Origin of the sequence: Pseudomonas sp. AA-38 (assembly GCF_029457475.1) — a bacterium.
Classification (GTDB): Bacteria; Pseudomonadota; Gammaproteobacteria; order Pseudomonadales; family Pseudomonadaceae; genus Aquipseudomonas.
Genome location: NZ_CP120359.1, coordinates 1,917,343 through 1,943,723 on the forward strand (window position 1 = coordinate 1,917,343; position 26,381 = coordinate 1,943,723).

22 protein-coding genes are annotated in these 26,381 nt (G+C 56.9%); 13 read left to right on the forward strand and 9 right to left on the reverse strand.

Going from position 1 to position 26,381, the window contains the following annotated elements:
- Positions 1 to 756, forward strand: coding sequence for an IS21-like element ISPpu7 family helper ATPase IstB (istB, locus tag PVE35_RS08815; protein WP_230927319.1), 756 nt, complete (start codon positions 1 to 3; stop codon positions 754 to 756).
- 256 nt (positions 757 to 1,012) lie between these two features.
- Here the strand turns inward: istB and radC are convergent, their stop codons facing one another.
- The 3 genes from radC to PVE35_RS08830 form a co-directional block, all read right to left on the reverse strand.
- On the reverse strand, positions 1,013 to 1,507 hold the full coding sequence (radC, locus tag PVE35_RS08820) for a DNA repair protein RadC (protein WP_025297464.1): 495 nt from the start codon (positions 1,505 to 1,507) through the stop codon (positions 1,013 to 1,015).
- Positions 1,508 to 1,626: 119 nt separating this feature from the next.
- Positions 1,627 to 2,091 (reverse strand): hypothetical protein, encoded by a 465-nt coding sequence (locus PVE35_RS08825; RefSeq protein ID WP_123186575.1) that lies wholly within the window; start codon positions 2,089 to 2,091, stop codon positions 1,627 to 1,629.
- Positions 2,092 to 2,098: 7 nt separating this feature from the next.
- Positions 2,099 to 3,112: a hypothetical protein gene (locus PVE35_RS08830; RefSeq protein WP_277374411.1), complete on the reverse strand. Its 1,014-nt coding sequence runs from the start codon at positions 3,110 to 3,112 to the stop codon at positions 2,099 to 2,101.
- A 174-nt stretch (positions 3,113 to 3,286) separates the two neighbouring features.
- Between PVE35_RS08830 and PVE35_RS08835 the strand changes: the two genes are divergently transcribed.
- On the forward strand, positions 3,287 to 3,634 hold the full coding sequence (locus tag PVE35_RS08835) for a helix-turn-helix transcriptional regulator (protein WP_033948980.1): 348 nt from the start codon (positions 3,287 to 3,289) through the stop codon (positions 3,632 to 3,634).
- Between the two features lie 345 nt (positions 3,635 to 3,979).
- On the opposite strand, the gene PVE35_RS08840 is transcribed toward PVE35_RS08835, so the two are convergent.
- The 4 genes from PVE35_RS08840 to PVE35_RS25460 form a co-directional block, all read right to left on the reverse strand.
- A complete protein-coding gene (locus PVE35_RS08840) occupies positions 3,980 to 4,873 on the reverse strand; it encodes a hydrolase or metal-binding protein (RefSeq protein ID WP_123186573.1) in 894 nt (297 codons plus the stop codon).
- Positions 4,874 to 4,965: 92 nt separating this feature from the next.
- Positions 4,966 to 5,970 (reverse strand): lambda-exonuclease family protein, encoded by a 1,005-nt coding sequence (locus tag PVE35_RS08845; RefSeq protein ID WP_058202023.1) that lies wholly within the window; start codon positions 5,968 to 5,970, stop codon positions 4,966 to 4,968.
- A 75-nt stretch (positions 5,971 to 6,045) separates the two neighbouring features.
- Positions 6,046 to 7,014, reverse strand: a complete 969-nt coding sequence (locus PVE35_RS08850; protein ID WP_123186572.1) for a DUF932 domain-containing protein — start codon at positions 7,012 to 7,014, stop codon at positions 6,046 to 6,048.
- Positions 7,015 to 7,117: 103 nt separating this feature from the next.
- The gene (locus tag PVE35_RS25460) at positions 7,118 to 7,270 is read right to left on the reverse strand and encodes a hypothetical protein (protein ID WP_305955324.1); all 153 of its coding nucleotides are present in this window, start codon (positions 7,268 to 7,270) and stop codon (positions 7,118 to 7,120) included.
- Between the two features lie 524 nt (positions 7,271 to 7,794).
- Between PVE35_RS25460 and PVE35_RS08860 the strand changes: the two genes are divergently transcribed.
- The 3 genes from PVE35_RS08860 (at position 7,795) to PVE35_RS08870 (ending at position 11,838) form a co-directional block, all read left to right on the forward strand.
- Entirely contained in the window at positions 7,795 to 8,463 is a 669-nt protein-coding gene (locus tag PVE35_RS08860) for a hypothetical protein (protein WP_123186571.1), read from the forward strand.
- Positions 8,460 to 9,566 (forward strand): XRE family transcriptional regulator, encoded by a 1,107-nt coding sequence (locus PVE35_RS08865; RefSeq protein ID WP_123186570.1) that lies wholly within the window; start codon positions 8,460 to 8,462, stop codon positions 9,564 to 9,566. The genes PVE35_RS08860 and PVE35_RS08865 overlap by 4 nt, the downstream gene beginning before the upstream one ends.
- 130 nt (positions 9,567 to 9,696) lie before the next feature.
- Complete coding sequence (locus PVE35_RS08870) at positions 9,697 to 11,838, forward strand: NERD domain-containing protein (protein WP_123186581.1); 2,142 nt, start codon at positions 9,697 to 9,699, stop codon at positions 11,836 to 11,838.
- Between the two features lie 421 nt (positions 11,839 to 12,259).
- Here the strand turns inward: PVE35_RS08870 and PVE35_RS08875 are convergent, their stop codons facing one another.
- Positions 12,260 to 12,838 carry a hypothetical protein gene (locus PVE35_RS08875; protein WP_277374412.1) on the reverse strand — a complete coding sequence of 193 codons (579 nt, stop codon included), beginning with the start codon at positions 12,836 to 12,838 and terminating at the stop codon, positions 12,260 to 12,262.
- A gap of 6 nt (positions 12,839 to 12,844) precedes the next feature.
- Entirely contained in the window at positions 12,845 to 13,720 is an 876-nt protein-coding gene (locus PVE35_RS08880) for a WYL domain-containing protein (RefSeq protein ID WP_123186569.1), read from the reverse strand.
- Positions 13,721 to 13,848: 128 nt separating this feature from the next.
- On the opposite strand from PVE35_RS08880, the gene rmuC reads away from it, so the two are divergent.
- From rmuC to PVE35_RS08920, 8 genes are all read left to right on the forward strand, one after another.
- On the forward strand, positions 13,849 to 15,429 hold the full coding sequence (gene rmuC, locus PVE35_RS08885) for a DNA recombination protein RmuC (RefSeq protein WP_232527384.1): 1,581 nt from the start codon (positions 13,849 to 13,851) through the stop codon (positions 15,427 to 15,429).
- A 23-nt stretch (positions 15,430 to 15,452) separates the two neighbouring features.
- Positions 15,453 to 16,100 (forward strand): hypothetical protein, encoded by a 648-nt coding sequence (locus PVE35_RS08890; RefSeq protein ID WP_058202021.1) that lies wholly within the window; start codon positions 15,453 to 15,455, stop codon positions 16,098 to 16,100.
- 163 nt (positions 16,101 to 16,263) lie between these two features.
- A complete protein-coding gene (locus tag PVE35_RS08895) occupies positions 16,264 to 17,109 on the forward strand; it encodes a hypothetical protein (protein WP_031634897.1) in 846 nt (281 codons plus the stop codon).
- A 422-nt stretch (positions 17,110 to 17,531) separates the two neighbouring features.
- Positions 17,532 to 17,849 carry a DUF4258 domain-containing protein gene (locus PVE35_RS08900; protein WP_033939323.1) on the forward strand — a complete coding sequence of 106 codons (318 nt, stop codon included), beginning with the start codon at positions 17,532 to 17,534 and terminating at the stop codon, positions 17,847 to 17,849.
- Between the two features lie 151 nt (positions 17,850 to 18,000).
- A complete protein-coding gene (locus PVE35_RS08905; RefSeq protein WP_277374414.1) occupies positions 18,001 to 21,120 on the forward strand; it encodes an SNF2-related protein in 3,120 nt (1,039 codons plus the stop codon).
- Between the two features lie 12 nt (positions 21,121 to 21,132).
- On the forward strand, positions 21,133 to 22,923 hold the full coding sequence (locus PVE35_RS08910; RefSeq protein ID WP_061242431.1) for a hypothetical protein: 1,791 nt from the start codon (positions 21,133 to 21,135) through the stop codon (positions 22,921 to 22,923).
- 142 nt (positions 22,924 to 23,065) lie between these two features.
- Positions 23,066 to 23,239, forward strand: a complete 174-nt coding sequence (locus PVE35_RS08915) for a hypothetical protein (RefSeq protein WP_162954805.1) — start codon at positions 23,066 to 23,068, stop codon at positions 23,237 to 23,239.
- A gap of 23 nt (positions 23,240 to 23,262) precedes the next feature.
- Complete coding sequence (locus tag PVE35_RS08920) at positions 23,263 to 26,379, forward strand: anti-phage-associated DUF499 domain-containing protein (protein ID WP_123186567.1); 3,117 nt, start codon at positions 23,263 to 23,265, stop codon at positions 26,377 to 26,379.
- Positions 26,380 to 26,381 lie beyond the last annotated feature (2 nt).

A 26,381-nucleotide genomic window follows, 5' to 3' on the forward strand; every position in this document is an offset into this window, starting at 1 on the left:
ATGCTGCCCCATCCGACCCTGGACAAGCTGCAAACCCTGCGCCTGCACGGCATGCTCAAGGCGCTGAACGAACAACTGAAAACCCCGGACATCGACAGCCTGAGCTTCGAGGAACGCCTCGGCCTGCTGGTCGACCGCGAGCTGACTGAACGCGACGATAAGCGCCTGAGCAGCCGCCTGCGCCAGGCCCGGCTCAAGCACAACGCCTGCCTCGAAGACATCGACTACCGCAGCCCGCGCGGGCTGGATAAGGCGCTGATCCTGCAACTGAGCGGCGGCCAGTGGCTACGCGACGGCCTCAACCTGATCATCGGCGGCCCCACCGGCGTGGGCAAAACCTGGCTGGCCTGCGCCCTGGCCCACCAGGCCTGCCGGGACGGCTACAGCGTGCGCTACCTGCGTCTGCCGCGCCTACTGGAAGAGTTGGGCTTGGCCCATGGCGACGGGCGCTTCGCCAAGCTGATGAGCAGCTACGCCAAGACCGACCTGCTGATCCTCGACGACTGGGGCCTGGCGCCGTTCACCGCCGAACAGCGCCGCGACATGCTGGAGCTACTGGACGACCGCTACGGCCAGCGCTCGACCCTCGTGACCAGCCAAATGCCCGTGGACAACTGGCACGAACTGATCGGCGATCCAACCCTGGCCGATGCCATCCTCGACCGCCTGGTGCACAACGCTTATCGGATCAATCTGAAGGGTGAATCAATGCGCAAACGGACGCAGAAATTGACGACGCCAGCCAACCCAGACTAACAATGCCACCCCTGCGTCGCTGCGCTCCGACTGCCCGGCCGGATGGCCGTGGAACAGGTGGCCAGATGGCCCTGGAATGCCTGGCCAGATGAGAGCGGACTGGGTGGCCGGATGGCGTGGAATCCGCAGCTTTGGCCTTTCAACGCAAAAAAATATCGGGCATGGATTGGCGTGGGCAGCTGCTACGCTGCCCACGCTGGATCTATTCGGTGCTCATCAATCTCGACGTGTATTTCTCGGACAACCCGGAGCGGTTTCACACGTATCCCTGTTCGGCGAGCGATACGCAGCCTTCAGCTCCCACGATGATGTGGTCGAGCGTGCGTACGCCCACCATCTCGAGTGCTTGCTTGAGCCTGCTGGTCAGGACACGGTCTGCATGGCTTGGCTCCGGATCACCGGAAGGGTGGTTATGCACCAGTACTATTGCTGCTGCATTGTGTTCCAGCGCTACTTTGACGACTTCGCGGGGATAGACACTGGCACTGTCCAGGGTGCCGCGAAACAGCTCCTCAAATCGAATGACACGGTGTTTGCTGTCCAGCAGTAGCAGTGCAAATACCTCATGTTCATAGTCCTGCAGCAGGAGCTGCAGGTAGCCAAAGACCTCCTTGGGTTGATGCAAGGCCTGGCCTTTACGCAGCCGCTTGCTGGCCAGATGTTGAGCCATTTCCACGATATCGGCTTCGGTCACCGGTGCATCGGCGATGTAGGTGCCAGCGGACTCGCCGGCCTTGAATTTGGCAGTCATAGGACCTCCATACGGCTGTGTTTGTAGGGGCATAAAAAAACCGCCGGACCATCGAGTGATCTGGCGGTTTGAGGGGGATCAGCTGACCTGAAATACCGGTCAGCTGTGTCAGTGGGGCATCAGGGCAGGCGGCCTCCGCTACACCATTGCTGCCACTCGGTGATTTGGTCGTGGATGATCGCGACTTCGTCTCCTTCATCTTGGCGATAGGCAGCGATCCAGGCATCCAGGCACGCCTCAGCATCCATCGCTGAGGGGGCTGGATCTGCTTTCATTCGACCCAGCTGAAGCAGCCGACCCTGGAACTGATATTCAACGCAAGCGTAGTTCTGGCAGTTGGTCTGGACGCTCTGCTCCCAAACGTGTTGCTCCTCCTGAACACGCTGCTTGGTTGCTTCGCTGTAGTTAGGACTGTTCATGATTTTATTGAAGCCCTTGTCGACAGCTCGTTTGAGCGCCGTCAGGGATTGCCGATAGCAGGTCTCAACCTCTTGAGCAGATCGCCTGGAATCACAGTAGGCATTGGCCTGGACGTTGATCGAGACCAGCAGCAGTATCGGAACAAGTGCGGTCAGTCGCTTCATGGGGCGCCTACAGCAGCGGCGCTTTTTGGCGTAGGTCAGAATAGGTCTCCACGTTATTGCGGTATACGTCCTGAAGGCTACTGAGCCGATTGATGTGGCCAAACCTCTTGATCTTTCCGTCGCTGTAAGTGCCTTCCAGCCCCGACCAGACGAGTTCGATTTCCTCACCCTTGACGACCCACTCAAAGACCTCAGCTACTGACTCTATGGTGGCTGCACCGTCGAACTGCTTCAGCTTGGCGGCGTGCTGGGCATCCAGTTCCTCAAGCTTGGCAGCAACGGAGTTCTGCAGATTTTCATAGAGCTCCGTTGCCCGGTTCAGGCGCTGCTGAGCGTGAGCCACCGATTCTTGCCCGCGAGCATTCTGGACTTCGCTCAAGCGAGCCCGCTCCTCGGCGATCTGGGCTTGAACCTTTTCGCGCTCAGCCGCCATGGCGCGAAGTAGCTCCTGTTCGTTCTGCTTGTGCGCAGCGAACTGAGGGGAGGTTGTGTCTCGTACGTAGCTCAAGAAGTAACGCTGTGCAGCTGCTGCAATCTCTGGGCTGCCGGAGTAGTTCTGAAGCGAGCGTGAGGGGGCGTTTTCGGAGAGCAGATCCTCCCGGGCCAGCAGGTCTGTGAGCCGGTCGCTGTCCAAGGTAGCAGTGTTGGCGGGCCGCGGTTTATTCAGCGCGTTCTCGGCGGCTTCCACCTCCATGCGTGCCGGTTCTAGATGGACTTGGGCAGCCCGCTTTTCCAAGTCGAAGCCGCTGAGCAAGTTCTCCCGTATGCGTTGCTTTTCCTGTGCGTAGTACGACTCGATGCCGGTGATATGGCACTTGTACTGGACAAGCTCTCTGTTTCTGTCATCAGTAATGACCTCCCAATCGACGCTGTCGCAGATGCTCCGATTGCTGAACGCTTGGTCGACGGTGTATTGCTCGTTGATTTTCATTCGGCCGTTCTTGACGGTATTGATGGCGTCGTTGCAGCCGGTCAAGGCCAGGGGCAGAAGCGGCACGAGAATGATCGTTCGCAGGTTCATGTGATCCTCGAATGCTTTGAAAATGAAAGGGAAGGTTTGAAGCTGGCTGCATCCTGCAGGGGGATTCCTGAGTGTTTAGGTTGTCTATGGACTTTAAAGGTTGAGATTCGACCTTTAAAGTCCTTCATGTCAATAAGTGGTTAGCCAACCATCCAGGTCGAGATGGGAGGCGACATGTCCGAGATTGATCAGAAGCACCTGGCCGAAGCTGTAGGGCGAGCGATTGCCAAGCAGCGTGTCCGCGCCGGTATGACGCAAGAGCATGTGGCGGAGCGGCTTGGCATTGGCAGCGAGGCGATTTCCCGCATCGAGCGGGGTATCGTCATCCCCAACATTTCTCGGTTGCTGGAGTTCGCCGCCATCTTCGAGTGCGAGGCCGCGGACCTGCTGACAGAAGCAAGCCCGCGAACCGACGATCAGGCGCAACGGATCAGTCGTATGCTGGCTACGGTCTCACCGGAGGATCGCCAGTTGATCCTGGGGCTGGTCGAGCAGTTGGCGGATCGCCTGGCTGAGGCGTAAGGGTGTCGCTAGGCTGCTGGTCGAAACGTGCGCCACAGCGCAGGCAAAGGCACTCGAATTCCCCGAAGTGAAAACGCTGAATGTCCTGGGCAAATTCCCAGCCCTGGGCGCATCCAGAGGTTGCGCTTTCTACGGCGCATGTAAGCCGTTCTAGACCCATTTGAAACATGTCGCCGATATCGCGGTTTCGGTGCATGTTGCTCTGCACGCGCATCTTTGAACAGCCGTCCAGGAAGCCGCCTAGCGTTCCCAGCAGCAGGGAGCAGGCTTGCGCCTGTGCCTTGGTGACCACGAGCATCGACTCGCAAATCAGGCATCGTGTTTCCATGAAGAACCTCCTGAGACTTAGGGCCTCGCTTCGCTGCTGAGCGATTCCAGCTTGGCGGCCAGGGCTGTGCGTTGTGGGGGTGAAGGCTCGCTGGTGGTGGGCGCTGGTTCGGTGAGCGGGAAGAACTCATCGACAATCGCGCCGCTGTCCTCTTCGTTGTCTTCGAAGGCGCCATTGCCCAGCCCTTGCTGCGCGGCGCTATCGAGCGCGTGCTGGTCGAAGCCGGCCGCTTGACGGGCCTCATCCAGTTGCTTGGCGGCCAGCAGGTTCTCCTCCACACTCATGCCGCCACGCAGCGTGATGTCCACGTAGAAGATTGGCGTGCCATGGCTTTGCCGGGTGGATTTACCGCGCAGGCGCAGCTCCAATGCCAGGCAAGCCAGACGATTGCCTGAGATCGCCTGGAAGTATTTCAGGCGTGCTGCGAGGGTGCGGATGCTGTTGAAGCCGGTGGTACGGAACACAAAGCTGCCAAGCGGATCCTCATCGCCGATAACCACGTTTAGTCGGCCATACGGCTTGCAGGCGCCCCCTTTGGCCAGTGGGCAGGCATCGGGCGAGGGACACGGCAGTGTCTGGATTCCATCCTGGCCGATGCGCTTGCAGGTTTCCCCATTGCCCACACAAACCGGGCGTCCGGTTTGCCGATCGAACAGGGTGTAGTCGGCGCGGAAGTTGAGCTCGGGTTCGTTGAACATCAGACGGATAGGGATGCTGCGCAGCTTGTCCTCTTTGCCTTGGCGCAGCTGGTCGTTTAGTGGATGCAGTAACCAGCCATCCTTACCTTGCACCTGGGAGGTGATGGTGAATTGATCGTCTTTCTCCGGCAGACGTTTGCCGTTTCTCTCGACGACCTTGCCGATCGAGATGCGCCCAATCACTGGGGGCGTCAGAGCCAGACCTTTCAACATGGATGTTCTCCTGGAAACGAAAAAAGGCCAGCCGTGCAGCGCGAACTGCATGGACTGGCCAAGGGGGAGGGAACGGATGGAAACAGCCGGATTCAGCCGACCAAGAAGCGCCGCGCGCCGGGCTTCAGCAGCGGGTACTTGGCCTGTAGGTAAGGTTTGTCCTTGAGTAGCTGAGTGACGTCCAAGCCAAGACTGTCTTTGGCCTTGCGCCAACTGAGGTAACCGCTGGCGAACTCAGCCCGGCTGGCGTCACCCATGGCTTGCTGCAACATCTGCTTGAGCTCGGCTTCTCGCTTCTCCTTGTCGGCAATCGACTGGCGAACGGCTTTCAGCTCGATGAAGGCTGCGGTCAGTCCGGCATGGCTGCTGAAGTCGACGACCTGGCCGTTGTCTTCCGGGTAGAGGCAACGTAGGGCCATTTCAGCGGATGCCGAGCCATCGGCTGGTGGCGGTGTGTCCGTTTCCACGTACTGCCAGAACCTGCGCTCCAGCTCGACGAGCCGCGCGATCATCTGCTCGTCCCGCTCGATTCTGTGAATCTCCAGCGTCTGACCGCCGAGCAGTACAGCCACATCAGCCGCCTGCTTGCCGGTGACAGCGAGCTGGTGCATGACCTGTAGTTGCACATACTCAGGCACGCCCTCTTTCCAGAGGCGTGCCCCGTTTATGCCGGCAGTCTTGCATTCGAGGATCTGCACATCGTCAGCGCCGATCACCTCACGGTCGATGTTGGCCAACATCCAGGACATTTCCGGATCCGGATGCTGGAGCACGGCGTTGATGCGCCGCACGCGGTTCTTTGTGCGCTTGCTGTAGTGCCAGGCCACGATAGGCTCGAGTACGTTGCCCCAGTAGGCTGGGCTTTCCTCATCATGCGGATCGGTCTTCGGCAGTTTGGTGTCGCGGCCGGTTTTCTCCAGCCACAGTTCCAGCTGCGATTTGTAGGGATTGAGGCCGACTGCTGCCGCTGCATCCGAACTACCGATACCTTGCTTGCGGATTTGCAGCCAGTCCTCGCGCGGCAGCTCCTTGGTGCTGACCAGGCGCAGGGCAGGGCGTTTCTTGCGGGTGCTGCTGTTCAGTGACGTTGCTTTCATGTTGCTCACCTGCAGACATAAAAACGCCCGGCCAGCACAGGGCTGACCGGGCGCGAGGGTTGATGTAATGGAGGCTTAAGCAGCGAGTTGCAGCGCAGCGTCCAGGGCGCGCTGCTTGATCTGCGCGCCTTGGCCGAACCAGGCCGAGTCCATGCGGTACTCGTTGCTGCGTGCACGGCGCTCGTGGTCGACATACTCGGTGACGGCATTGAGCAGGCCCCAGGCGGTGCCGCGTGCCGAGTCCAGTTGACTGCCGCGACCACGACCCTCGTACAGCTCCTGTACCTTGCGCAGGGCGCGCTCGTTGGGCAGATGTTCTGGCAGCGCACCGGTCGGGCTGGTCTCGCACATCACGTTCATGAAGAAGCCCAGCGCCTCGTGCCATTGCACCTTGCGCTCGGCCAGCGCGCGCATGCGGTACATGAAGTCCTCCCATTGCGAGACGGCGATACCGAGTTGCTTCTTCACCGCCTGGGGATCGAAGCGCGTGTTGTGCGGCACCTTGATCGCGCGGCTGGTGCCGTCCAGGGCGATGGTCAGCGTGTTGTTGCAGACCACCCGCACGGTAGTTGGCGTTGCCGTGGTGGCCAGGGTGCCATCGCAGGAGGTGGCCAGCAGTAAGTAGCCGTTGACCTGGTCGTTATCCTTGAGTGCAGCGCCTTGCCCGGTACGCGCCAGCGCCCAGAACTTGCGGCCGCCTTTGAGTACGCCTGCGGTTTCCAGCTCGTAGCCGGAGACCTCGGTCAGGTCCCTGTAGAACTCCAGCACTTCGCGCGGTTGCACGGTGTGGTAGCGCTGGGAGACCACCGACAGCGGCACCTTGGTGTCCGAACGGAACAATACCTTCTGCTCGGGGAACGAGTGGATCGTACCGAGATGGCCAATCGCGTCTGACTTGAAATGCACGGGGCTTTCCAAGATCTGCCAGTCCATACCGGCTTCGCGCTGCCAGACTTCCAGGGGCTGCTTTTGCGTGAGTTGATTACCTAGGCCGTGCCAAGGGGTGGCTCCGACGTAGGCCATTTGCTCGATTTGATGAGCCATAAAGATCTCCTTGCCAGAGGGACTGGCTATCAACCGGCAGTCCGAGTGCCGGGTGGGTGGGAATCGGATCGAATGAAGGCGCGTCGCGCGCCTTGTAGGAGGGCTACTGGTCGAGGGAAAAGACGTGGCCGCAGGCGTGGCACTCGAAGTTATCGAGTACGCGGGCATCGATTTCTTCACCCATGCGCGCACCGGCGAGGCTGCCTACTGCGCCGCCAGCCAAGCCGCCCAGGATGGCACCAGCCAGGCCACCCAAGGCCGCTCCGATGGGGCCCGCGACTGCGCCCAGGGCAGCACCACTTTGTGCTCCGGCGGCAGCGCTCGCCGCGCCGGTCGCGGCTCCACCTACAGCACCGGCTGCACCACCGATTTTGCGGGCATGGTTGCGCGCTGTGACGCGCGCAGAGTTACAGGAAGGGCAGTTAATCGACATCGTTCAGACTCCTGAAAAGGGAAGGGCTGAAGACGGCAATACGCACCCGTCTTCCCTTAAATGATTCAGGTCTGAAATTCAGTTATATCTGGTCGGTGAAGCTGGTCGTGACCCACGGCTGTACTACAGCTGGGCCTATCCTGCAGTACCGGCGTCGTATCAGAAGGATGATTTGCCGAGGTGAGCGGTAGCTCAGCGCGCTATGAGTGATCATTACAGCTTGAAATTGTTCTCAGCTTGGGATGTGTCCATACCTTGGGAGGACAAGGCAAGAGGAGGATGAAGGGTTCTTTTTTTTATACATCAAATGATGTATAAAAATAGGAACACGACACGAGAGACTCCCTATGGCGCCGAGCAATCCGTTTCATCGCATAGCTGACCTTCCTCCTGAACAGGCTATTGAGCAACTGCTGGGCATAACTGCCGCGGATCTCAAAGCTACGGCGCTACAGTTCTTTCGGTCCGCATCTTTGGCAGGCCCGCTGCAGCCCAAGGGGTCAGATGGCACCTTGGCTTGGATTTTCGGCACGGAAGCCTTTAGACAGCAGATGCTTCCCAAGGGATGGAAACCTGCTGACCCAAGCAATCAGCCACGTGTGGTCTCTCCCGACGGCAAGCATGCTGTAACGGTTGCTTGCGGTGACCACAATACAGGTAACCCGTATGTCAAAAATCCGCAGACTCGGAACAAGCGTGGTAATCGCACGACTAAAAGCGTGTCATACAACGCCCGGCAGGCCGATTTGTTCCCTGTAGAGCGACGCAGTCGACAGATTTTCATCGACGATCAACAAGCCGAGCAGACGCTCTGGATCCTTCTGTTCTATGTTGATCTTGAGAATCGCACGGTTCATTACGAACTCTCGCGCCCGATCAACATCGGCGAAAACGGAAAGGTTGACGACTGGAATCCGCGCTTTATCATGCCGGCGCTCGTTCTGGATGCCCCAGAAGACAACCACGGATCTGATACAGCTCCCGATATCGACATTCCAGTTACACCGAGATCATGACCGAGACCAGCGATTTCAATCCGGCCCGATTAGTGCTCGCCCGCCAACGCCGTGGATGGACAAAGAAGTCGCTAGCAGATGCCACATCTTTAAGTGGCAAAACGATATCTTTGTACGAAAGCGGCGATTTGATTCCGTCGCACGAGAGCCTGAGCAGCATTGCCCAGGCTCTTAGCTTTCCGCTGTCCTTTTTCAGCGGTGTTGATGTCGACGCGCCTACTGATGAGAACGCCAGCTTCCGTTCGTTCTCTCGTATGACGGCTGGACAGAGAGATGCAGCGCTCGCTGCGGGCGGCATTGCCTATATGCTCAGCGACTGGATCGACAGCAAATTTCACCTGCCAGAAGCGTCTGTTCCAGATTGTTCTGGTATGGATCCCGAAGCCGCTGCGGAGGCTGTGCGCGCGGAGTGGGGGCTGGGGCTACTGTCTATAAAGAACATGGTTCATCTTCTTGAGTCGAAAGGTGTACGTGTTTTTTCCCTGGCCGAAGAAACGAGCCAGGTCAACGCGTTCTCTTGTTGGCGTCGAGGCGTAACGCCTTTCGTATTTCTGAATACGCAGAAATCGGCTGAAGCGAGCCGATTCGACGCCGCCCATGAACTGGGGCACTTGGTTCTGCACAGGCATGGTGAGAACAAGGGTAAAGAGGTTGAGAACGAAGCAAACGCCTTTGCTTCGGCGTTCTTGATGCCCAAGCAGACCATTTTGGCTCAGGGGTGGAAATGTAGGTCAGTGGCGGATGTCATCAAGATGAAGAAGATCTGGAACGTCTCCGCCATGGCTCTAGCCTACCGCTTGGGAAAAGTCGGAATTTTGACCGAGTGGGTTTATCGAAGCTTCTGTGTTGAGCTTGCCAGTATGGGGGCTAGAACTAACGAACCTGATCCTTCTCCCCGAGAAACATCGCAAGTGCTGCAGAAAGTTTTGGGTCTCGCCAGAGACCAAGGCAAATCGCTCAGCGCTATTGCATCAGAGTTGAATGTTTCATCTGCAGATCTCACGCCGATCTTGTTTGGTATGGCGCCTGTGGTTGTCCCTGGTACTGGAGATGCTAGAGCTTTTGAGGTTCGCAGTGGAGCAGGGCTACGGTTGGTCAAGTGAGAATTCGATGTCACTGAGCTAACAGGTCGAGCCCATTCGAAGGGGCAGCCGTATGTTGTCTGATTGGTGGGCTTATAGGTCCCACTTTTTTGATCGGCCGCTTTCGCTGCTATGCCAGAGGTGAGCCTTGGTGTCTCCCAACTTGCGGTGCAGGGACTACTACCAGACGCAGTTCGCAGAGTATGCGCGCTACCTGGCATGCGGCGTTGCGCTTGATGAGTGTCTGCATGACTTTCTCGATCAACGACCAAGCGGAAAGTACACCCAGAGGCATCGTGCCTCTGGGCTGGCTGGCGCCGATTTCTGGTGGCAGCCCGCAAATGTAGAGGGAGCTGCTCTGGCCAGTCTGGCGCTCGCGCGTGTACTGCATTTTGATGACGTGATCAGTACTGAGCTATTGGACCACCTGGCAGTTCACCACCCTGATCAGCTGCGCTGGGCCATTCGCTACTCCAAGCTTTTCACCCGTAGGGATTCGCCTGTTTGGATTCACCTTAAAGAAAACTGCACTTGCGAGCAGTGGCAGACGTTCTTCGGAGTTTGCGAGCGTCTGCTGCTGCAGCTGGAACCCTTTGAAGCCGTGATCAAGAGTGCTGAGCGACAACTGCAGTCTCTGACGCTTTTGGAGCTGCTTTCCTATCTCAGCGTATTGGCCTATGCCCGTCTCGGGGATGCTGGTGACGATCCAGCAGGCATGGATTGGCTTGCTTACGAGCGGATCATCCTGCGTAAGCTGAAGTCTTGTGGCGAGTCTGATTTTCGGCTTTCTGCCGATGTGCTCGGCCGTTCGTTGAGGCAGCATCTGTCGCCCATGTTGTTTCCGCAGCCTGGGGAAGGCGCGCAGTGCGCTGTAAACATAGAGGCAGTCGGCGCGATGATCGAGGCAACGCGGGAGCTCATTGACTATGAGCGCTCTATCGACTGGTTTTGCTTCGATAGTGAATGCGATTACCAGCTCCAGCCTGGTCAATCAGTCATTTTCAACAAAACAGACGAGGGTACCCTGCGCTGGCAGCGCACTGAGCGAAAAAGCCAGCTGCTATGGTGCTACTGGATGCGCCGCGCGGTTGATGTTTTTGCGGCTTCTGAGCTGGCCGGGCAGGTCATCGGGAGTGCTGAAAACCATGAAGCCAACCAGCTTGCCTACATCAAAGCGATTCGTAGCCAGCTCTATCTGCAGGTGGTTTTTGGGCTAGGCGAAAGCATCAGGCTTAATAATGGGGTGGAGGTCTCGCTGCATCACGCCATGCTGGCCAGTGAGCTGACTAACGCCTTTTTCGAGCAGGCCTATCTGCGACCTTATCGGCGATACCTGGCTGACTCCGGGGATTCCATAGGGGCACTGGGGCGTTTGGCTTTTGAGGGGCTGCTGCAGGGAGAGAATCGCTTTCCCATGACCTGGTCGGAGTTGCCTCAGAAAGTGGCGCGGATCCGCGCGTGGACGGTCAGTGATGAGCATCCCGCAGGTGATCCAGAGACCGCCAAAGCCATTCTGCAGTTTTGGACCAGTGATCTTCAGGCGCTGTCCGAGCAGATCAAGCAAGCGCCTAATCAACCGACGCCCAGGCTATACGAGCGGCCGTTCTACAAAATCGGCCGCTTCAGCTTTCAGTTTCCCTGGATAGCAGGAAGACAGAACAGCCTCACCGCCGCAGTAAACAATTTGCGTCGCGTGGATACGCGCAGACCGGAGCTTCGCTCCGAAACAGAGCGCGTCGAGCACGAACTGGCTGCGTCTCTTCGGCAGCGAGGTTTCCGTGTGGTTGTGGGCTACCAGCCGCCTCGCATGGATGAGGGCGATGCAGGAGAGATCGATGTGCTGGCGTGCCTAGAAGGCGTGTTGCTATTGCTCGAGGTCAAATCAGGATTTATCCGTTCCAACGGTCACGAAGTCTGGCTCCACCGCACGAATACGTTGCGTAAGGCTGCTAGGCAGCTGAAGCGTAAAAGCCCTGCGGTGCTCACAGCATTGCTGGCGGACTCTGACTTGCGTGACGCGCTGGGACTGGCGATTTCCGATCAGTTGCCACACTTGCACGCCTGGGTTGTGGATACCTCGATTGAGCTGGATGGAGAGGTTGTCGATGACGCTCTTGTGGCCTCCCGAGAAGTCTTGGAAGTCGCGCTGCGTGATGAGCAGCATTACCTTAGACCGTTCGATCAGGGCGCGGAGGAAGAGGAGGCAATCGCCACACTTTATCCGAACGGATTCAGCGCTCAGGCGTTTATCCGAGTCATCGAGCGCAACGAGGTTTGGCGGGACTTACTTTAAGCGGCGTTTACCTGGCGCAGGCCTTGGCAACCGGGCTTGTCCTAGGCACTGACGGCAGCAGTGGCCTGCTCGTCGATCTGGTCGTGGTGGTCGCCGTTGGCAAGCGCGAGCGCGGGGCCGCTTACCAATCTGCCAAGGACCGTTAATGACCGGAGGCTAGTGCAGGTTCGGATATGCCCGAAACCTTTACGGGCGGAAAGTTTACGTGTCGCGGTTCGTGGGGGCCGAGGTTATGGTCATCTCGTCACTACCGAGGAGGCCTTCCATGATCATTCTGAGCTCACTGAGTGAATATCTCGTGCTGTTGGGTTCGATGCTGCTGATGATTGGGTTGGCACGGCTCGCTTACGGCGGCCGTGCCATCTGACTGAGCTCGGTCGGATTCAGGTGATGGAGATGGTCGACGCATTGGTAGGCAAGGTTATAAGGCCCATATCCGAATCAACGCATGCCCCAAATCTAGGTTGATGGATTCGCGCCCTTCTACCCACGTATCAGTGCGAAGACGTTTACCGGTATTGCTTTCCTGCTCACCTTTAGCAATCACCAGCACGAATAAACGGGTTGAGGTGTTAAAGGAGCTAAGCCTTTCGATATCGGCTCGTACGGACCAATCCCCTTCTAGACACTTGGCTTGCGATGCGTCGCTCAGGCACTTGACCTCGGCGACCATGGATGTCGCGCCTCTTTCATCTTGGGCATAAAGATCAGCTTTTCGGCCTCCGCCGATTGGTAGATCGGTCCAAATTTCAATGTTTTCTTCGAACCAGGCGTGCAGGCTGATTTCAGCCTGTATCCAATGCTCACGGCAGATGTTTAGCTGCAAAACCTGCTCAAGTTTCTTGTCCATTGAGCAAAAGGCTTGCTTGAACAAGGCGATCCATTGTGCTGTTTCCAAGGTGCGGTCCTCGCGTCGTTGATGTTCATCGTGATGCTGCAAGACCAAATGAAAATATCTTGCCAGCCATAACCGGCTCAGCCAGTCCTTGATGGGACTCAACAGCTGCTAGTGGTACAGCCAGGGTTGCAGTTCATCCAGGTTGGCGACCACGATCTGCTGCGCCGTTGCCTTGGCATGCACCTTGGTCGGGTCGATTTGGTAGCGCTGCAGAACGTACTGCACCAGGGCTCCGCGCGTTTCGATCACCAGCTGACCCTCGCGCATCCCGTAGTCGGTTTCGATGATTACCCTCTGCTCCGGTTTTAGTCGTGAGTCCGGTTCGATCACCACGGCCACCTGAGCGCTCCAGCCTGCATCCTGATCGCGTCCATTGGCCGAAGGGTCATCCATAAGCTCAGGCACGCCGCGGAAGCGACTCAATACGAAGTCCCGATAATCGCGATTCTTCTCGCAGTACGCGCGTACGTGCCAGCGCATGCCGGTGTAAATCAGCGTATGCGGAGCGATCAAGCGTGTCTCTGCATCCGGCGTAGTAAAGGACACGTACTCACACTCCAGGCGTAGTCCTTCGCGGCAGGCGCGCAGAAGCGGGCGCAGTAGTTCCGGGCGCACCGTGCGATCCGGCACCTGCAGCACCTCGGTGTGCGCATAGGCTAATGCCAGGCCCTCGATGTGCGGCGCACGGTCGTGATTCTGGTTGAGTAGGTGTAGATAGGCGCTGGCGCTGTCATCGATGAACAGCGGCTTGAAGTGCCTGCTGGGTACGTACCCCTTTAGATGCTTGTCGTATTCCAGGTTCTTCGGCGCGTAATCGGTGATGTAGGAGTTGATGTCTTTCGACGCCTGTTGGCGGCTGATGCCGAAGCTCTGAATCAGGTGATTGGTGGTCAGACGGCCTTCCCACCAGGCCACCGTCTCGATCAGGCGGTAGCGCAACGCCAGATCCCAGCGCACGGATTCGATTGATTGCTTGCGTTTCATGGCCTCTCCATCTGTTCGAAAACTTTACCTGTACACGTAAACACTCTAGATGCGTCGTCTGAAGTTACATACCTTGAGATTGTCATTCAAGGCGCCCGTTGGGCTGGCGGATAGAGGGAGTCTCGAGCATGAACATGATTGCGTTGTCGTGGATGGTGATTAGCGGCAGTTTGTTGCTGGTTGTGCTGGCGGGTGTTGCAGTCTACTGGCAGGTATTGCGCCGTCGTGAAGCGGTTACAGCCTTGCAGATCTGTCAGTCGCAACTAGAGCAGCACATGGCTGCATCTCACCAGAAAGACGATGAACTCCGTGAGCTTAGTGCCGGTCTGCGGGCGGAAAAGGCTCATGTTGAGCAGCTTCAGCGGCAGGTTGAATTCGCTCAGCAAGAAGCTAGTCGCTTGCGTACCGAATATCACGATCAATTCGCTCAACTGGTCGAGGTGCAGAGCGCTGCAAGCGCCGCTCGCGCTCAGTATGGTCAACTGCTTCAGCAGCATGATGAGCTCAAGCAGGCGAGTATCCGGCTGCAGCAAGTTCACGACGTTCTGCAGGATCGCTTTGCGGCACTGACCAAGGAGCATGCCACGCTGAGCAGCACGCTCGATCAAAAGCAGCAGCACTTTGCCGAACAGCAGCAACTGCTGAAGGAAAGCCGCAACCAGCTCAAGCTAGAGTTCGAGCAGCTCGCTGGCCAGATTTTCGAAGCCAAAGGCCAGGCGTTCTCGCAGTACAGCCAACAGTCACTGGACGCATTGCTTAAACCCTTCCGCGAGCAGATCGAGGGTTTCCGCACCAAGGTTGAAGATATTCACCACAAAGATGTCCAGCAGCAGGCTGCCTTGACCCAGGAGTTGCATCATCTGAAGGAGCTGAATCGACAGATCACCCAGGAGGCTCAGGATCTCACTACAGCGCTGAAAGGGCAGAAGAAGGCGCAGGGCAATTGGGGCGAGCTGATTCTGGAGAATGTCCTGGAGCGCTCCGGTCTAGTCAACGGCAAGGACTTCAAACGGGAGGTCAGCTTTACAGGCGAGATCAATCGCCAGCGTCCCGATGTGATCGTTTACCTGCCTCAAGGCAAGCACCTGATCATCGATGCCAAGGTCTCGCTCAACGCGTACACCCGTTACATCAATGCCGAGGACGATGCCGAGCGACGCATGGCGCTTGCCGAGCACGTGACGGCCGTTGGGCAACGTATCAAAGAGCTCTCTGATCGCAGCTACTTTGACTTGCCGGGGCTGAATGCGCCTGAGGTGGTCTTTATGTTCGTGCCCATCGAGTCGGCTTTCGTCGAGGCGCTGAAGGCGGACGAGACACTGTTCCAGAGGGCCATCGAACAGAACGTGCTGGTGGCGACGCCAACCACACTGCTGACCAGCCTGAACATCGTGCGCCAGCTGTGGCGTTTCGAGGATCAGAACAAGCACACCGCCGAGTTAGCCGAGCGTGCCGGCAAGGTCTACGACAAGCTGCGCACCTTCCTTGGCAGCATGGACGCCATCGGCCACAGCCTGGACAAGGCGCAGGACGCCTACAAGAAAGCCTGCGATCAGCTGGTCAGTGGCAAGGCTAACCTGGTCAAGCAAGTCAGTGATTTCCGTCAGTTGGGCGTGGCGGTTAAAGGCGAGCTAAACGAGGTCTGGGTCGACCGGGCGGATCTGGAGCTCAACCTGATCTCCCAGATGCCAGCCGAGCAGCAGGCGTGAGTACTGCCAAGGAGCAAAACAGGATGAAAAAACCAGCAACGGTACAGGCGCTCGAGGACCTGGGGCGCGTCCGGCTATCCAAACACTTTTTTATGCGGGATTTCCTCTACTCGGAAATCAGCCAGATCGAGGGCATCCCCAATATTCCGGAGTATCCGGACCGCGCCATAGAAGCCGGGCGAGGACTGTGCGGACAGTTGTTGGAGCCTCTGCAGGAGCGCTTTGGACGGATCCATATTCGCTCGGCTTACCGAGCGCCGGCAGTCAACGCCAAGGGCGCCGAGAACAACAACCAGTACAGCTGTGCCGCCAACGAAAAAAACTACGCAGAGCACATTTGGGATTACCCGGATTCCGATGGCCACCTGGGAGCCACTGCCTGCATCGTGGTGCCGGCATTGCTGCTTTGGTATGAGGAGCGCAAGGACTGGACGCCGCTGGCCTGGTGGATTCACGACAACCTGCCGTATGCCAGCCAGTTCTGGTTTCCCAGACTTGCGGCATTTAACCTTCGGTGGAGCGCAAACCCGAACACGTTACCCAGCATCAGCACCTACGTTACCAACCCCCATACCGGTGACAAGACAGCGTTGGTGAAGGGCGGGGTGGCCACGCTGAGCTTGGATGAGCGCAAGGCGATCGTTCGCCCATGGTTGGCGAGTCTCAACTAGGTTGCAGAACGATCGACCGTTCAGGTGGCCTGCGTTGCTAAGACATCTGCTTGAAAACTTTACCTGTACAGGTAAACACGCTAGATGTATCTCGAAAGGCTACATATTTTTCGGGGTGTCCGCTGCGGCAGCGGCTTTTGGGCAGCAATCATCTGGAGTGTGAATGCAATCTGTTACCTACCGTCTTGATCAGAGTCCCGTGACACCATTTCAGTACCAGCAGGATGTCGAGAAGTACGCGGGCAATATCGAGTGCTCAGAGTGCGAGGCCAGTGCCTGGTTCGTAAGAAGTTCAGTCAGTGGCGGTCGGGAGCGTGTTGCTTGCTTCGCCGCGCACCACCAAGACGGTTGCCAGATCAAGACGGTGGTACTGGTTGTTGACGATGAAGGGGCTGAGCCAGATGAAGGTACGGACACTACGCGCATCAATGTCGATCTAGATAAGCGCAAACCCCAGGAAATCCTGGTTCCAGAGCCCAGAGAACGGCAGCCCGTCGATTCTCCATGGGGCGTGCTACAGCGGAAATACGCAAACGCTGCAGACTACCCGATCAACAAATCACTCCGGCAGATCCTGTCGTGCCTGATCAAGAACCCCGACTACCCAGAGGATGATGTTTCGATCCGGATCACAACTGACGGTGGTCGAGTCGCTCTGGAAGGGGAAGTCCGTAAGTTGCTCTCCCATCAGCGACAGCTTGCTGGGATCGAACTCGGTACGGTTCGCTTGTTCTGGGGGCTGGTCACCAACGTCAACCGGAAGGAGGGCGAGGTCTGGCTCAACTGTGGGGATTACCGTACCGAACCAAGCCTGCTCGTCAGAGATGAGAACCTTGAAGAGGAAATGCTGAAGGCGTTCCGCCTCAAAAGTTTGGATGAGCTTGAGGGCGCCTATTTTCTTGTCATGGGATGGCTTGCCGGCTCGGAGCGCAAGCCCATTATCAACTTCGGCTTTGCGAAGTACATCGCCTTTGTTAAGTACCGCGTCAAGCATGACGAAGAGGCTTGAGCCCTCACAGGCCAGCTTCTCCGGCTTTGTGCACCAGTGATTCCCTGCAAATGGTAGAGCCTGTACTGGGCCGTACTCTGCACTACTGCCCCATGAGATCACAGGTGGTGGGCTGCGCCAGCGCGCTACGCAACGACAATTCCGTTATTCGAAGGCTAGAGACTCAACACCTCTAACGGGTTGAACCGTGTGCGTCATCAATCCGCACGGGTTCCCCGGCAGGCTGCCCCGTTTCTGACCGAAAGCATCCTCAGGGGCTGTCAACCTGCCTGAATACTTGACCTGTATGAAAGCCCATTATTGGTGCGTCCAGTTGGGCGACATATCCTGCAGCTATGCCCACTGGATGGGCTGGATGGAGCCACCTGCATGGAGGCCTAACTCAAACAGGATGGGTTTTCACAGCGCAGAGGAGACGGGCAATGGAGTACACCACACATGCCATACAGCGATGCAGTCAACGCGGTATTCGGCAGCAGCAGGTCCAGTGGCTTCTCGAATTTGGATGCCATACCTGGAATCGTGGAGCGCAGGTGTACTTCTTCGACCGAGCGCGCTTGAAGCGGCTGTTGCTCAAGCTCTCCTCGGCTGAACGGCAGTTGGCCGAGAAGGCCCAGAACGTCTATGTGGTTGTGGTAGATGGCGCAGTGGTGACTGTTGGGCACAGAAGCCCCGACTTCTGCGTCAGCAAGCCAGGCGCTCACCACCATCGACGTCGACCGCAGCACCAAGCAGCTTGAGCCGCGGCAGATGACAATTTCTGGCTGATTAGGCAGGATGCGAGTGGTGGCCAGTTGATGTTATGTGTCTAATGCCTGCCAATTTGGCACCGGCAAGAAGCATTAGAAAGTAACTGGGGTTGCGAGCGCAGGTGCTGCGGAGAAAGGGAATATGAATGAGCTTAAGCCGGGCACAAAGGTGCTGCTGAGGGATAATCCCGCGCGAATGGGCATTGTCGGTGCTGGAACTGAAGGAAGTGGGCGGCGTCTCCGCCTTCAAGTTTTCCTTCTGGATGGCACAGAGGATCATTTCCCGCCTAGTGCTCTGGATCCCATCCTACAAGAGAGCAACAGTCCCACGGCTTGCTTCAACGCAGGTCGTTACTCCTTATCAAAGAATCTGCGGACAGCTATTACGCACCATCGATTGAGTGGCAAGCTGGCGAACCTCATTTACAGCTTGAAGACCACCAATACGGACTTCTACCCGCATCAGTTTAAGCCTGTACTTCAGTTCTTGGATTCACCCAGCAACGGCATTCTCATAGCCGACGAGGTCGGCCTGGGAAAAACAATTGAGGCGGGGTTGATCTGGACAGAGCTAAGAGCTCGATTCGATGCGCGGCGCTTACTAGTTATCTGTCCTGCGGTGCTGCGCAACAAATGGCGTGAGGAATTGTTAAACCGGTTTGGCATCAAGGCTGAATTGGTCAATGCCGATGAGCTGCGCGAGCGTCTCGAAAGCGTTAGAGGCAGGCCAATGCAGGACTTTGCATTGATCGCCAGTATGCAAGGGCTGCGTCCACCAAGCGATTATGACGCCTTAAACAATAAGCAGGGGGCGGCCAAGCTGGCTCGTTTCCTGGAGGATGCCGACCCAGCCGGTGATCCGTTGCTGCATTTGCTGGTGATAGATGAGGCTCACTACCTGCGCAACACGGGAACCAAGACCAATCTTCTGGGCCATCTGCTCAGGCCTCTCGTGGAAAATCTTGTTCTGCTTTCCGCAACACCTATCCAGTTAGCAGACACCGATTTGTTCAATTTGCTGAAGCTGCTTGATGAGTCGGCCTTTCCGCACGAGTACTTGTTTGACCTGAGCATGGCCGTCACACGTCCTATCGTGCAATTGCGTGATGCGGTACTGGCCGGTCGAGTTAATCGTGATGAGTTCTGTGCAGCTATACGTCAAGCCATGGACAACCAGTTCCTGGATGAAAGCGCGCAGCTTGCGTCCATGCTCAATCAGCCGCCTTCAGACGAAGAGCTCAAAGCGCCTCATAGCCGCTCCGAGATTGCGGACCGACTCGATCGGGTGCATCCGCTGAGCAAAGTTGTTACGCGAACGCTTAAGCGCGAAGTGCAAGAGAATCGGGTCATTCGTGTTCCCCTGGATTTTCGCGCACCGCTCAACGAAGTTGAGCAAGCTTTCTACGATCAGGTGACTCAACGAGTACGTGAATACTGTCAAGAGAACGGTCTCTTAACGGGGTTCATCCTTACGACACCGCAGCGCCAGATGGCCAGCTGTATGCCCGCTGCTTGTCGTGCTTGGCAGGAAAAGCTCAACCGTGGGCGTATGGCTGGCCTTGACGAAGCGATGTACGAACTGTCAGAGGACGAAAGTGATGATGAGGTCGAAGAGCCCCCGATCCTCGGCAGCCTGATTGAGCAGCTAGTTGAGATCTCGCAATCAGTTGGTGACTACGAGCAGCCGAGGCTGCATGACAGCAAGTATCGGCTGCTACGAGAACATCTGCGTAAATACTGTGCGCAGTTCCCTGGGAAAAAGATCGTGCTCTTCTCATTCTTCCGGCAGACCCTTGCCTACCTGCATGAGCGTCTGAGCGAGGACGGTATCTCCTGCGTCGTTCTTCAAGGGGGCGATGACAAAGACGCGATACTGCGGGCCTTCAAAGCCGATACAGGGCCCCAGGTGTTGCTGTCGTCCGAGGTCGGCTCGGAGGGTGTCGACCTGCAGTTCTCCGCTCTGTTGGTGAACTACGATCTGCCCTGGAATCCGATGAAGATCGAACAGAGGATTGGTCGAATTGATCGGCTTGGCCAGCAATCCGACAAGATACTCATCTGGAACCTAATGTATGCAAACACCATTGATGAGCGCATCTATGATCGACTGCTGATGCGCCTGGATATCTTCCGGCAGGCGCTCGGCAGCATGGAGTCCATCATCGGGCGCGTCATCAAAAAGATGACCAAGGAGCTTTTCAGTCATCAGCTTAGTCCTGAGGAAGAAACGCTACGTATCGAAAACAATCTGCAGGCCCTTGCCGAAACCAAGCTTAGGCAGGAGCGTTTAGAGGCCGAGGCTCCAAATTTGGTGGCTCATGGCGACTTCATCATGAACAAGGTACGTGCGGCTGAGCAATTGGGGCGTTACGTGCGCTCTGATGATTTACATGCCTATGTGACCGATTTCATTCTGGACACCTACCCGGGTACTCGCTTCATCCCTGTAGATGATGAGCTGGAACTGTACAGCGTCGAATTGTCGATGGATCTGCGGGTGCAACTCAGTCAGTTTATTCAGGATAAGGGACTGCAAGGGCATACGCAGTTGCTTGATGCCAGGGCGCTCCCGGTACTGTTCGAGAACTGCCATCGTGCACCTTCTTCGCGTTTTGAACGTGTGGCTCAAGATCATCCATTGGTGCGCTTCGTTACCAGTCAGCTCGGTAGCCAGGATCAAGCCAACCAGCGTTATCCCATCAGTGCTGTCCAGCTGTCGCGCTTGGCATCGGAAGGTATTGAACCTGGTATTTACGCCTTCGTCGTTTCGCGTTGGAGCTTTAGTGGCGCACAGACGAATGAGCGACTGGTCTATGCCGCCAAGGAGCTTGATAGCGAGAATGGACTGGAAGCAGAGCGCGCCGAGCAGCTAGTGAATCTCGCCGCGTTAGCAGGGGAGGATTGGCCTGCAGCAAAAAATCTGCTGGTGCCGAATTCGGTAGTAGATGCCTACGAAGAGTGCCGCGGCCAGATTGCTGACCAGTTTAGGGATGTCAGGCAGGCAATGCGAGATGAGAACAACGACCGCGTCAATCTATTAATCAAGCTGATTCGCGACCGCTGTGACTTGGAGGTCAAGCGTATCAATGAGCGTATGGTCGCTCTCCGGCAGTCTGGTAAAGAACGCATGATCCCGGCTGAAAAGGGTAAGCGTGATGCTGCATTGAAACGACGAGAACAGCGTGAGGCCGAGTTGCGCCTCAAACAAAAGCTTGAGGCTGAGAACCACTTCGTTACAGCTGGAGTCATCAAGATCGGTTGACAAGGAGGTCACATGAAGCTCGCAGGAATATTCAAAGAAGCTTTTGAGAAAGCCGGTGTGCCTTTACCGGAGACCCCGAAGAAAAAGGCCGTTCCGGTACTGGATCAGCGAAAGAAGAAAGTTACCCGGCCAGATGCCAATAAGGAACGAAAGGCCCGGCCCAAGACTGCCAGGAAGAAAGTCAATCAGCCTGCAAAGTCGGCTCCAGAACAAAACGGCAAAAAAGTTACGGTGACGGCCAACGGAATCTGCATCACGCGTTGGTCAAGTCCGGAGTCAGTCGCCAAGGGAGCTACCAGCAAGGTTGCGGCCCAATCTTATGGGGCTGAGGGGGGTAAAGGGGGCTCTGCTGAGAGTCTGCGCAGTGATCCCGACTACTCGATCACCGCCACCGCTGGGGCCTGCGTTACTTGGCATACGCTCCAGCATGGTCGGCTAGCCTCTCTCATGGAGTGGCCGCTGGGGGGGTATGAGACTCAGTTAAACAAATGCACTGACGAAAAGTTCTTGTGCCTGGGACTGGACTTTGGCAGCTCGACGCTCAAGGCCGTCATCAGTGACGGGGAGAGGCAGATTACATACGCAGTTCCGTTCAGAGATATCCAGGGCGTTGAGGGCTACCTGCTGCCGTGTAGGGTTTATCTGGGCGAAAACGGATACAGCCTGGAAGGGCAGGGCCAGGCCTATCAGGATCTCAAGCTTGCTTTGTTAGCTAACGCCGAGTCGTTGCAAGCTCAAATGCCTGTCGTTGGGTTTCTTGCCCTGGCGCTGAGGATGATCAGAGGCTGGTTGCTGAGCACTCACGGAGAAACCTACTCAGGAGCCATCGTCTGGGATCTTGCTATTGGGCTACCAGTTGCAAGTCGCCGTGACGAAAAAACTGTAAGACTTTACCAGCTGGTAAGCACTGCGGCCTGGATCGCCTCGACCGAGAGGCAGTTGACGCCAGAGACGATAGGCCTAGCACTAAAACGAGCAGAAGCCTTGTGCGGTGGTGCCGAGGCTGAGTGTGACAGCGAAGACATTGAAGTAAGGGTGGAGCCAGAAATTGCTGCGCAAATTTATGGCTTCGTCAGTTCAGGTGCCTACGACCCTCACGCCAGCAATATCTATCTAATGGTTGATGTAGGTGCGGGAACACTGGATGCCTCTGTGTTTCGTGTCGAGCGCAAGAGTGGGCAGCGCAAAGACAGCTTGGTCATTTTTAGAACCACGGTTGAGCCCCATGGAGTGATGAATTTTCACAAGAAGCGTATGGATTGGCTGCAGTCGGCGCTGGTGCAAAAGCTTCCGGATAGGCCGGACCTGCGACAGGCCGTGCAGGCCATCAGTCACTTGACTGATGCCGAGGAGGCCCTTCCCGATAGGGTAGATGGGTACTTCAGCGGGGTTGATGTCCAGTTCAAAGGTCGAAGTCTCGATCAGCTTTTTTATGCGCAGGTGAGCCGCCAAGTTGTCCAAGATACCTACCTTCACGTGGCAAATGAGAGGCTACTCGACAGGCAACAAATGGCTGGTATGCCCATGTTTCTCTGTGGTGGCGGCAGTCGTTTGGGGTTTTACGCCAAGCTGAGGGGCGACCTACATTCTGCGCGAGGGTTCAGCTGGTTTGGTGTTACTCCGAAACCGTTACAGAAGCCGCGAGGATTAGTTGCGCCAGGACTGCCCCGTGCTGAATATGACCGCCTTTCCGTTGCCTTTGGTCTGAGCCAATTGAAGCTCGATAAGCTGGTTATGGATGTTCCTGCTCTGACCGAGAAGCCCGGCGCAGTGGACTTCAGTGACCGCTACATCGAGAAGTAAGTGGCGGGTAGGCGAGAAGGGAAAGCCAGTGCTCCGGTTCGATGGCCAATTTGCGGTTCTCCGCCCCCAATCCCTCGCTGCTTCCCTTCGGCCTCATGTAACATCACGTCACGTTACAGGCCCAAGCCAGGTACTCACGCCCATGAAAACTAGCAATCGCGTTGTGATCGAGGTTGATCCTGCCCAAAAGCAGCAGATCTACGCCGCACTCAAGGCGCGTGGGTTGACCATGCGCGAGTGGTTTCTGCAGCAGGTGAGCCAGGAACTTTCCATTCCCAAGCCCACCACCCCCTCCAGTCAGTCGAGCAACGATTAAGTAATTCTCAGGGAGTCGAGCAGATGCTCAAGACAGTCAAGCAGGCATGCACATTCAACCCAATCATTCGCGACTACCGGATGAGCGAAGGGATCGAGAACCTTTCTGCGCTCATCTCTGATGAGGGTGATGGGCGTGAGTTCTTTGCACGAAACTACATCACCTCGGGCATGGAGCAGCTCTTTCGCGAGGGGATGCTGCGGCTGGATGGCAAATCAGATCAGGCAGTTTTCGAGCTGACCCAGGCAATGGGTGGCGGTAAAACCCACATGATGATCGCTCTCGGCCTGCTGGCCAAACACCCGCATCTGCGCAGCGAAGTGCTGTCGCCCGATCTTGCTAAGCGGATCGAAATCGGTGAAGTGCGAGTAGCTGCATTTAATGGCCGTAACAACCCTGAGAATTACATCTGGGGCGAGATCGCTACCCAACTAGGTGAAGAGGAAGCCATCAAGCCCTACTGGGTCAATGGCCCTCGCGCGGTCGACCAGGCTGGCTGGAAGAAAATTATCGGGGACAAACCGACCCTGATCATGCTCGATGAGTTGCCGCCCTACCTTGAAAACGCGAGCACTACTGTCATCGGTGGCGGTACGCTGGCTACAGTGAGCACCTACACACTCAGCTGCCTGATGAGCGCCGCTCTGGAGTTACCGCGTTGCTGCATTGTGATTGCCAATCTATCCGGCAGCTATGTGGCTCAGACCAAGGCAATTGCCGAAGCAATCTCTAACCTCCAGCAAGAAGCCAGTCGCCAAGCCAGCACCATCACCCCCGTCCAGCTGGCGGGCAACGAGATCTACGAGATCCTGAAGAAGCGACTGATCCTGGAGCTACCCGACGAGTCCGTCATTAACGATGTCGCCGAGGAATATGCCCAGCGCATCAAGGCAGCAGCCGATGGTGGATACATTGTCGCGACCAGTCTGGAGCAGGTCGCCCAGCAGATCAGGGAAACCTACCCCTTCCACCCCTCCTTCAAGCATCTGGTTGCCTTGTTCAAGGAGAATGAGGGCTTTCGGCAGACACGAGGCTTGATGCAGTTCGCTGCGCGTTTGCTCAAGAGCGTCGATGATCGCGAAACTGATGATGTCTTCCTGGTTGGGTCACAGCACCTGCGCCTGAATGACGATGCCGTACGCGAGGAGGTCGGCCGTATCGCCAACTCGCTTCGCCCGGCCATGGCCCACGATATTGCCGACGATGGTCAATCCATCGCAGAAGAAATCGATGCCAACCTGGGCAGCGATGCCGCCCAGCAGGTCGGTGCCCTGCTGCTAGCGTCCTCATTCTCTCGGGCAGTAGGTGGTCGAATCGGCCTGACCGAGGCAGAGATCATTGAGTTCTTGGCCGCACCTAACCGTAAGTCCGATGAGTTCAAGACCGCTCTGGAGAAACTGCGTGAGCAGGCGTGGTATCTGCATCGCGAAGAAGAGCGCTTCTTCATTAAAGAAACAGAAAACCTCTCTCGCCAGATTGAGCGAAATGCTCGCGACATCCCTCAGCCGAAGATTGATCAGGCGCTGATCAACAAGCTTACGGCGGTATTGCAGCCGGTTAGCAAGGCTGCCTACCAGGATGTACAGGTGCTGCCGCGACTGGACGATCTAAAGCTAAGCGGACCTCGTGTTCTGATCGTTGTGCGCCCGGACGGCAAGCTACCGCCGAGCGAGCTGGTCAATTTCTTCGAGTACCAGCAAGAGAAGAACAATTTCATGGTGCTGTCCGGTCAGGACAGCTACCTCGCCGATACCGTTGAAGATCGTCTGCGCGACCTGTATGCAATTGAGTCCATCTGCAAGCGTTTGAAGGACGGTGACAGCCTCTTCGAAGAAGCGCGTGATCGCCTAGAAGATGCCCAGCAGCGCTTTAACAAAGCGCTTTCCGGCACCTACAACCGAATCTACTTCCCAGCCATCGACGAGATGACCGGCAATGCCCAGCTCATGCAAGCCACAATTGATAATGGCCTGAACATGGGACAAGGCACCAACTCTGCCGAGCACCAGATTGAGCAGCTCCTGGCCAGCCCTCGTGCCAATTACAAACTGATTCTCAATCTACTGGATGAACCGGGTACCTACTGGGCGATGGCAGAAGAGGATCTTTGGCCGGCGAATGACCGCAGAACGCCATGGAAAGACGTGCTGATGCGCGCCAAAAGCAATCCAATCTGGGCTTGGATGCCCGGCACCGGTGGCATGGAGACCCTCAAGACAGAAGCCCTGAAGCAAGGTCGCTGGCGACAAGGGACTGATGGCTACATCGAGAAAGGGCCGTTCCCGGCAGAAAAAACTGCAGTGAACGTGACTGTGCATGCCGCAAATGAAGCGACAGGCGAAACCACTTTGGCCCTGATCCCCCGCAATGCCGGTCAGAGCCCTGTGGTTCATTACGCGCCGACTGCCAAGGTCAGCACAAGCGATCCGAAGGTCGAAGACCTAGACAACTTCACGACCGACGCGGCAACTCTGTACTTCCTGGCAGTGGACAGCGAAGGCAAGCATGAAACCGGTGAGCCGCAGCGCTGGGTGGCGGAGCTTCGTGTGCGTCATCAGGTCCAGGCCATCGCCGACAAGCGTATGGTCACTCTCTCCTGCATGCCTGCTGCCGATATGCGTTACACCCTAGATGGCTCCAACCCTAAAGATGGGGAACTGTACGGAGACCCCTTCGAAGTTGGCCCGCAGGCTGCCCGTCTAATGGTCTATGCCTGTTCGGGCGAGGCTACTCGTACCGCTGACTTCCAGATCCCAGCTGCCAACGACAAACAGGTTCAGATCGACGATGCCAAGCCGGCAAAGTTGGCTGAGAACAAGAAGGTGTCGCTCGACAGTACCGAAAAGGTGTTCGGCGTACTCAATAGTTTCAAAAGCTCGCCGGCCACCTTCAAGGGGGTTCGTATTCAGATTGGTGAAGGTGAGAACACCGTTAGCATCAACTTTGTCGAGCGCGAGGTTACGGCTTCCGTGATCGAGGCAGCGATTAACGGTCTGCGTAAGGCCCTCGGGAATGAGCAAGAAACCGTTACCGTGCAAATTCGGAGCGGTGCAGCCTTCGAGAATGGCTTCGCTGCCAAGGAGTTCGCCAAACTCAGCGGCGTTGAGCTGCGTCCTGGCGATGTGATCCAGGAGGAATGACC

Bases quoted from the DNA above. Each gene is read 5' to 3' on its own strand.
- istB (WP_230927319.1), top strand. From the start codon at position 1: ATGCTGCCCCATCCGACCCTGGACAAGCTGCAAACCCTGCGCCTGCAC.
- radC (WP_025297464.1), bottom strand. From the start codon at position 1,507: ATGACTGCCAAATTCAAGGCCGGCGAGTCCGCTGGCACCTACATCGCC.
- PVE35_RS08825 (WP_123186575.1), bottom strand. From the start codon at position 2,091: ATGAAGCGACTGACCGCACTTGTTCCGATACTGCTGCTGGTCTCGATC.
- PVE35_RS08830 (WP_277374411.1), bottom strand. From the start codon at position 3,112: ATGAACCTGCGAACGATCATTCTCGTGCCGCTTCTGCCCCTGGCCTTG.
- PVE35_RS08835 (WP_033948980.1), top strand. From the start codon at position 3,287: ATGTCCGAGATTGATCAGAAGCACCTGGCCGAAGCTGTAGGGCGAGCG.
- PVE35_RS08840 (WP_123186573.1), bottom strand. From the start codon at position 4,873: ATGTTGAAAGGTCTGGCTCTGACGCCCCCAGTGATTGGGCGCATCTCG.
- PVE35_RS08845 (WP_058202023.1), bottom strand. From the start codon at position 5,970: ATGAAAGCAACGTCACTGAACAGCAGCACCCGCAAGAAACGCCCTGCC.
- PVE35_RS08850 (WP_123186572.1), bottom strand. From the start codon at position 7,014: ATGGCTCATCAAATCGAGCAAATGGCCTACGTCGGAGCCACCCCTTGG.
- PVE35_RS08860 (WP_123186571.1), top strand. From the start codon at position 7,795: ATGGCGCCGAGCAATCCGTTTCATCGCATAGCTGACCTTCCTCCTGAA.
- PVE35_RS08865 (WP_123186570.1), top strand. From the start codon at position 8,460: ATGACCGAGACCAGCGATTTCAATCCGGCCCGATTAGTGCTCGCCCGC.
- PVE35_RS08880 (WP_123186569.1), bottom strand. From the start codon at position 13,720: ATGAAACGCAAGCAATCAATCGAATCCGTGCGCTGGGATCTGGCGTTG.
- rmuC (WP_232527384.1), top strand. From the start codon at position 13,849: ATGAACATGATTGCGTTGTCGTGGATGGTGATTAGCGGCAGTTTGTTG.
- PVE35_RS08890 (WP_058202021.1), top strand. From the start codon at position 15,453: ATGAAAAAACCAGCAACGGTACAGGCGCTCGAGGACCTGGGGCGCGTC.
- PVE35_RS08895 (WP_031634897.1), top strand. From the start codon at position 16,264: ATGCAATCTGTTACCTACCGTCTTGATCAGAGTCCCGTGACACCATTT.
- PVE35_RS08900 (WP_033939323.1), top strand. From the start codon at position 17,532: ATGGAGTACACCACACATGCCATACAGCGATGCAGTCAACGCGGTATT.
- PVE35_RS08905 (WP_277374414.1), top strand. From the start codon at position 18,001: ATGAATGAGCTTAAGCCGGGCACAAAGGTGCTGCTGAGGGATAATCCC.
- PVE35_RS08910 (WP_061242431.1), top strand. From the start codon at position 21,133: ATGAAGCTCGCAGGAATATTCAAAGAAGCTTTTGAGAAAGCCGGTGTG.
- PVE35_RS08915 (WP_162954805.1), top strand. From the start codon at position 23,066: ATGAAAACTAGCAATCGCGTTGTGATCGAGGTTGATCCTGCCCAAAAG.
- PVE35_RS08920 (WP_123186567.1), top strand. From the start codon at position 23,263: ATGCTCAAGACAGTCAAGCAGGCATGCACATTCAACCCAATCATTCGC.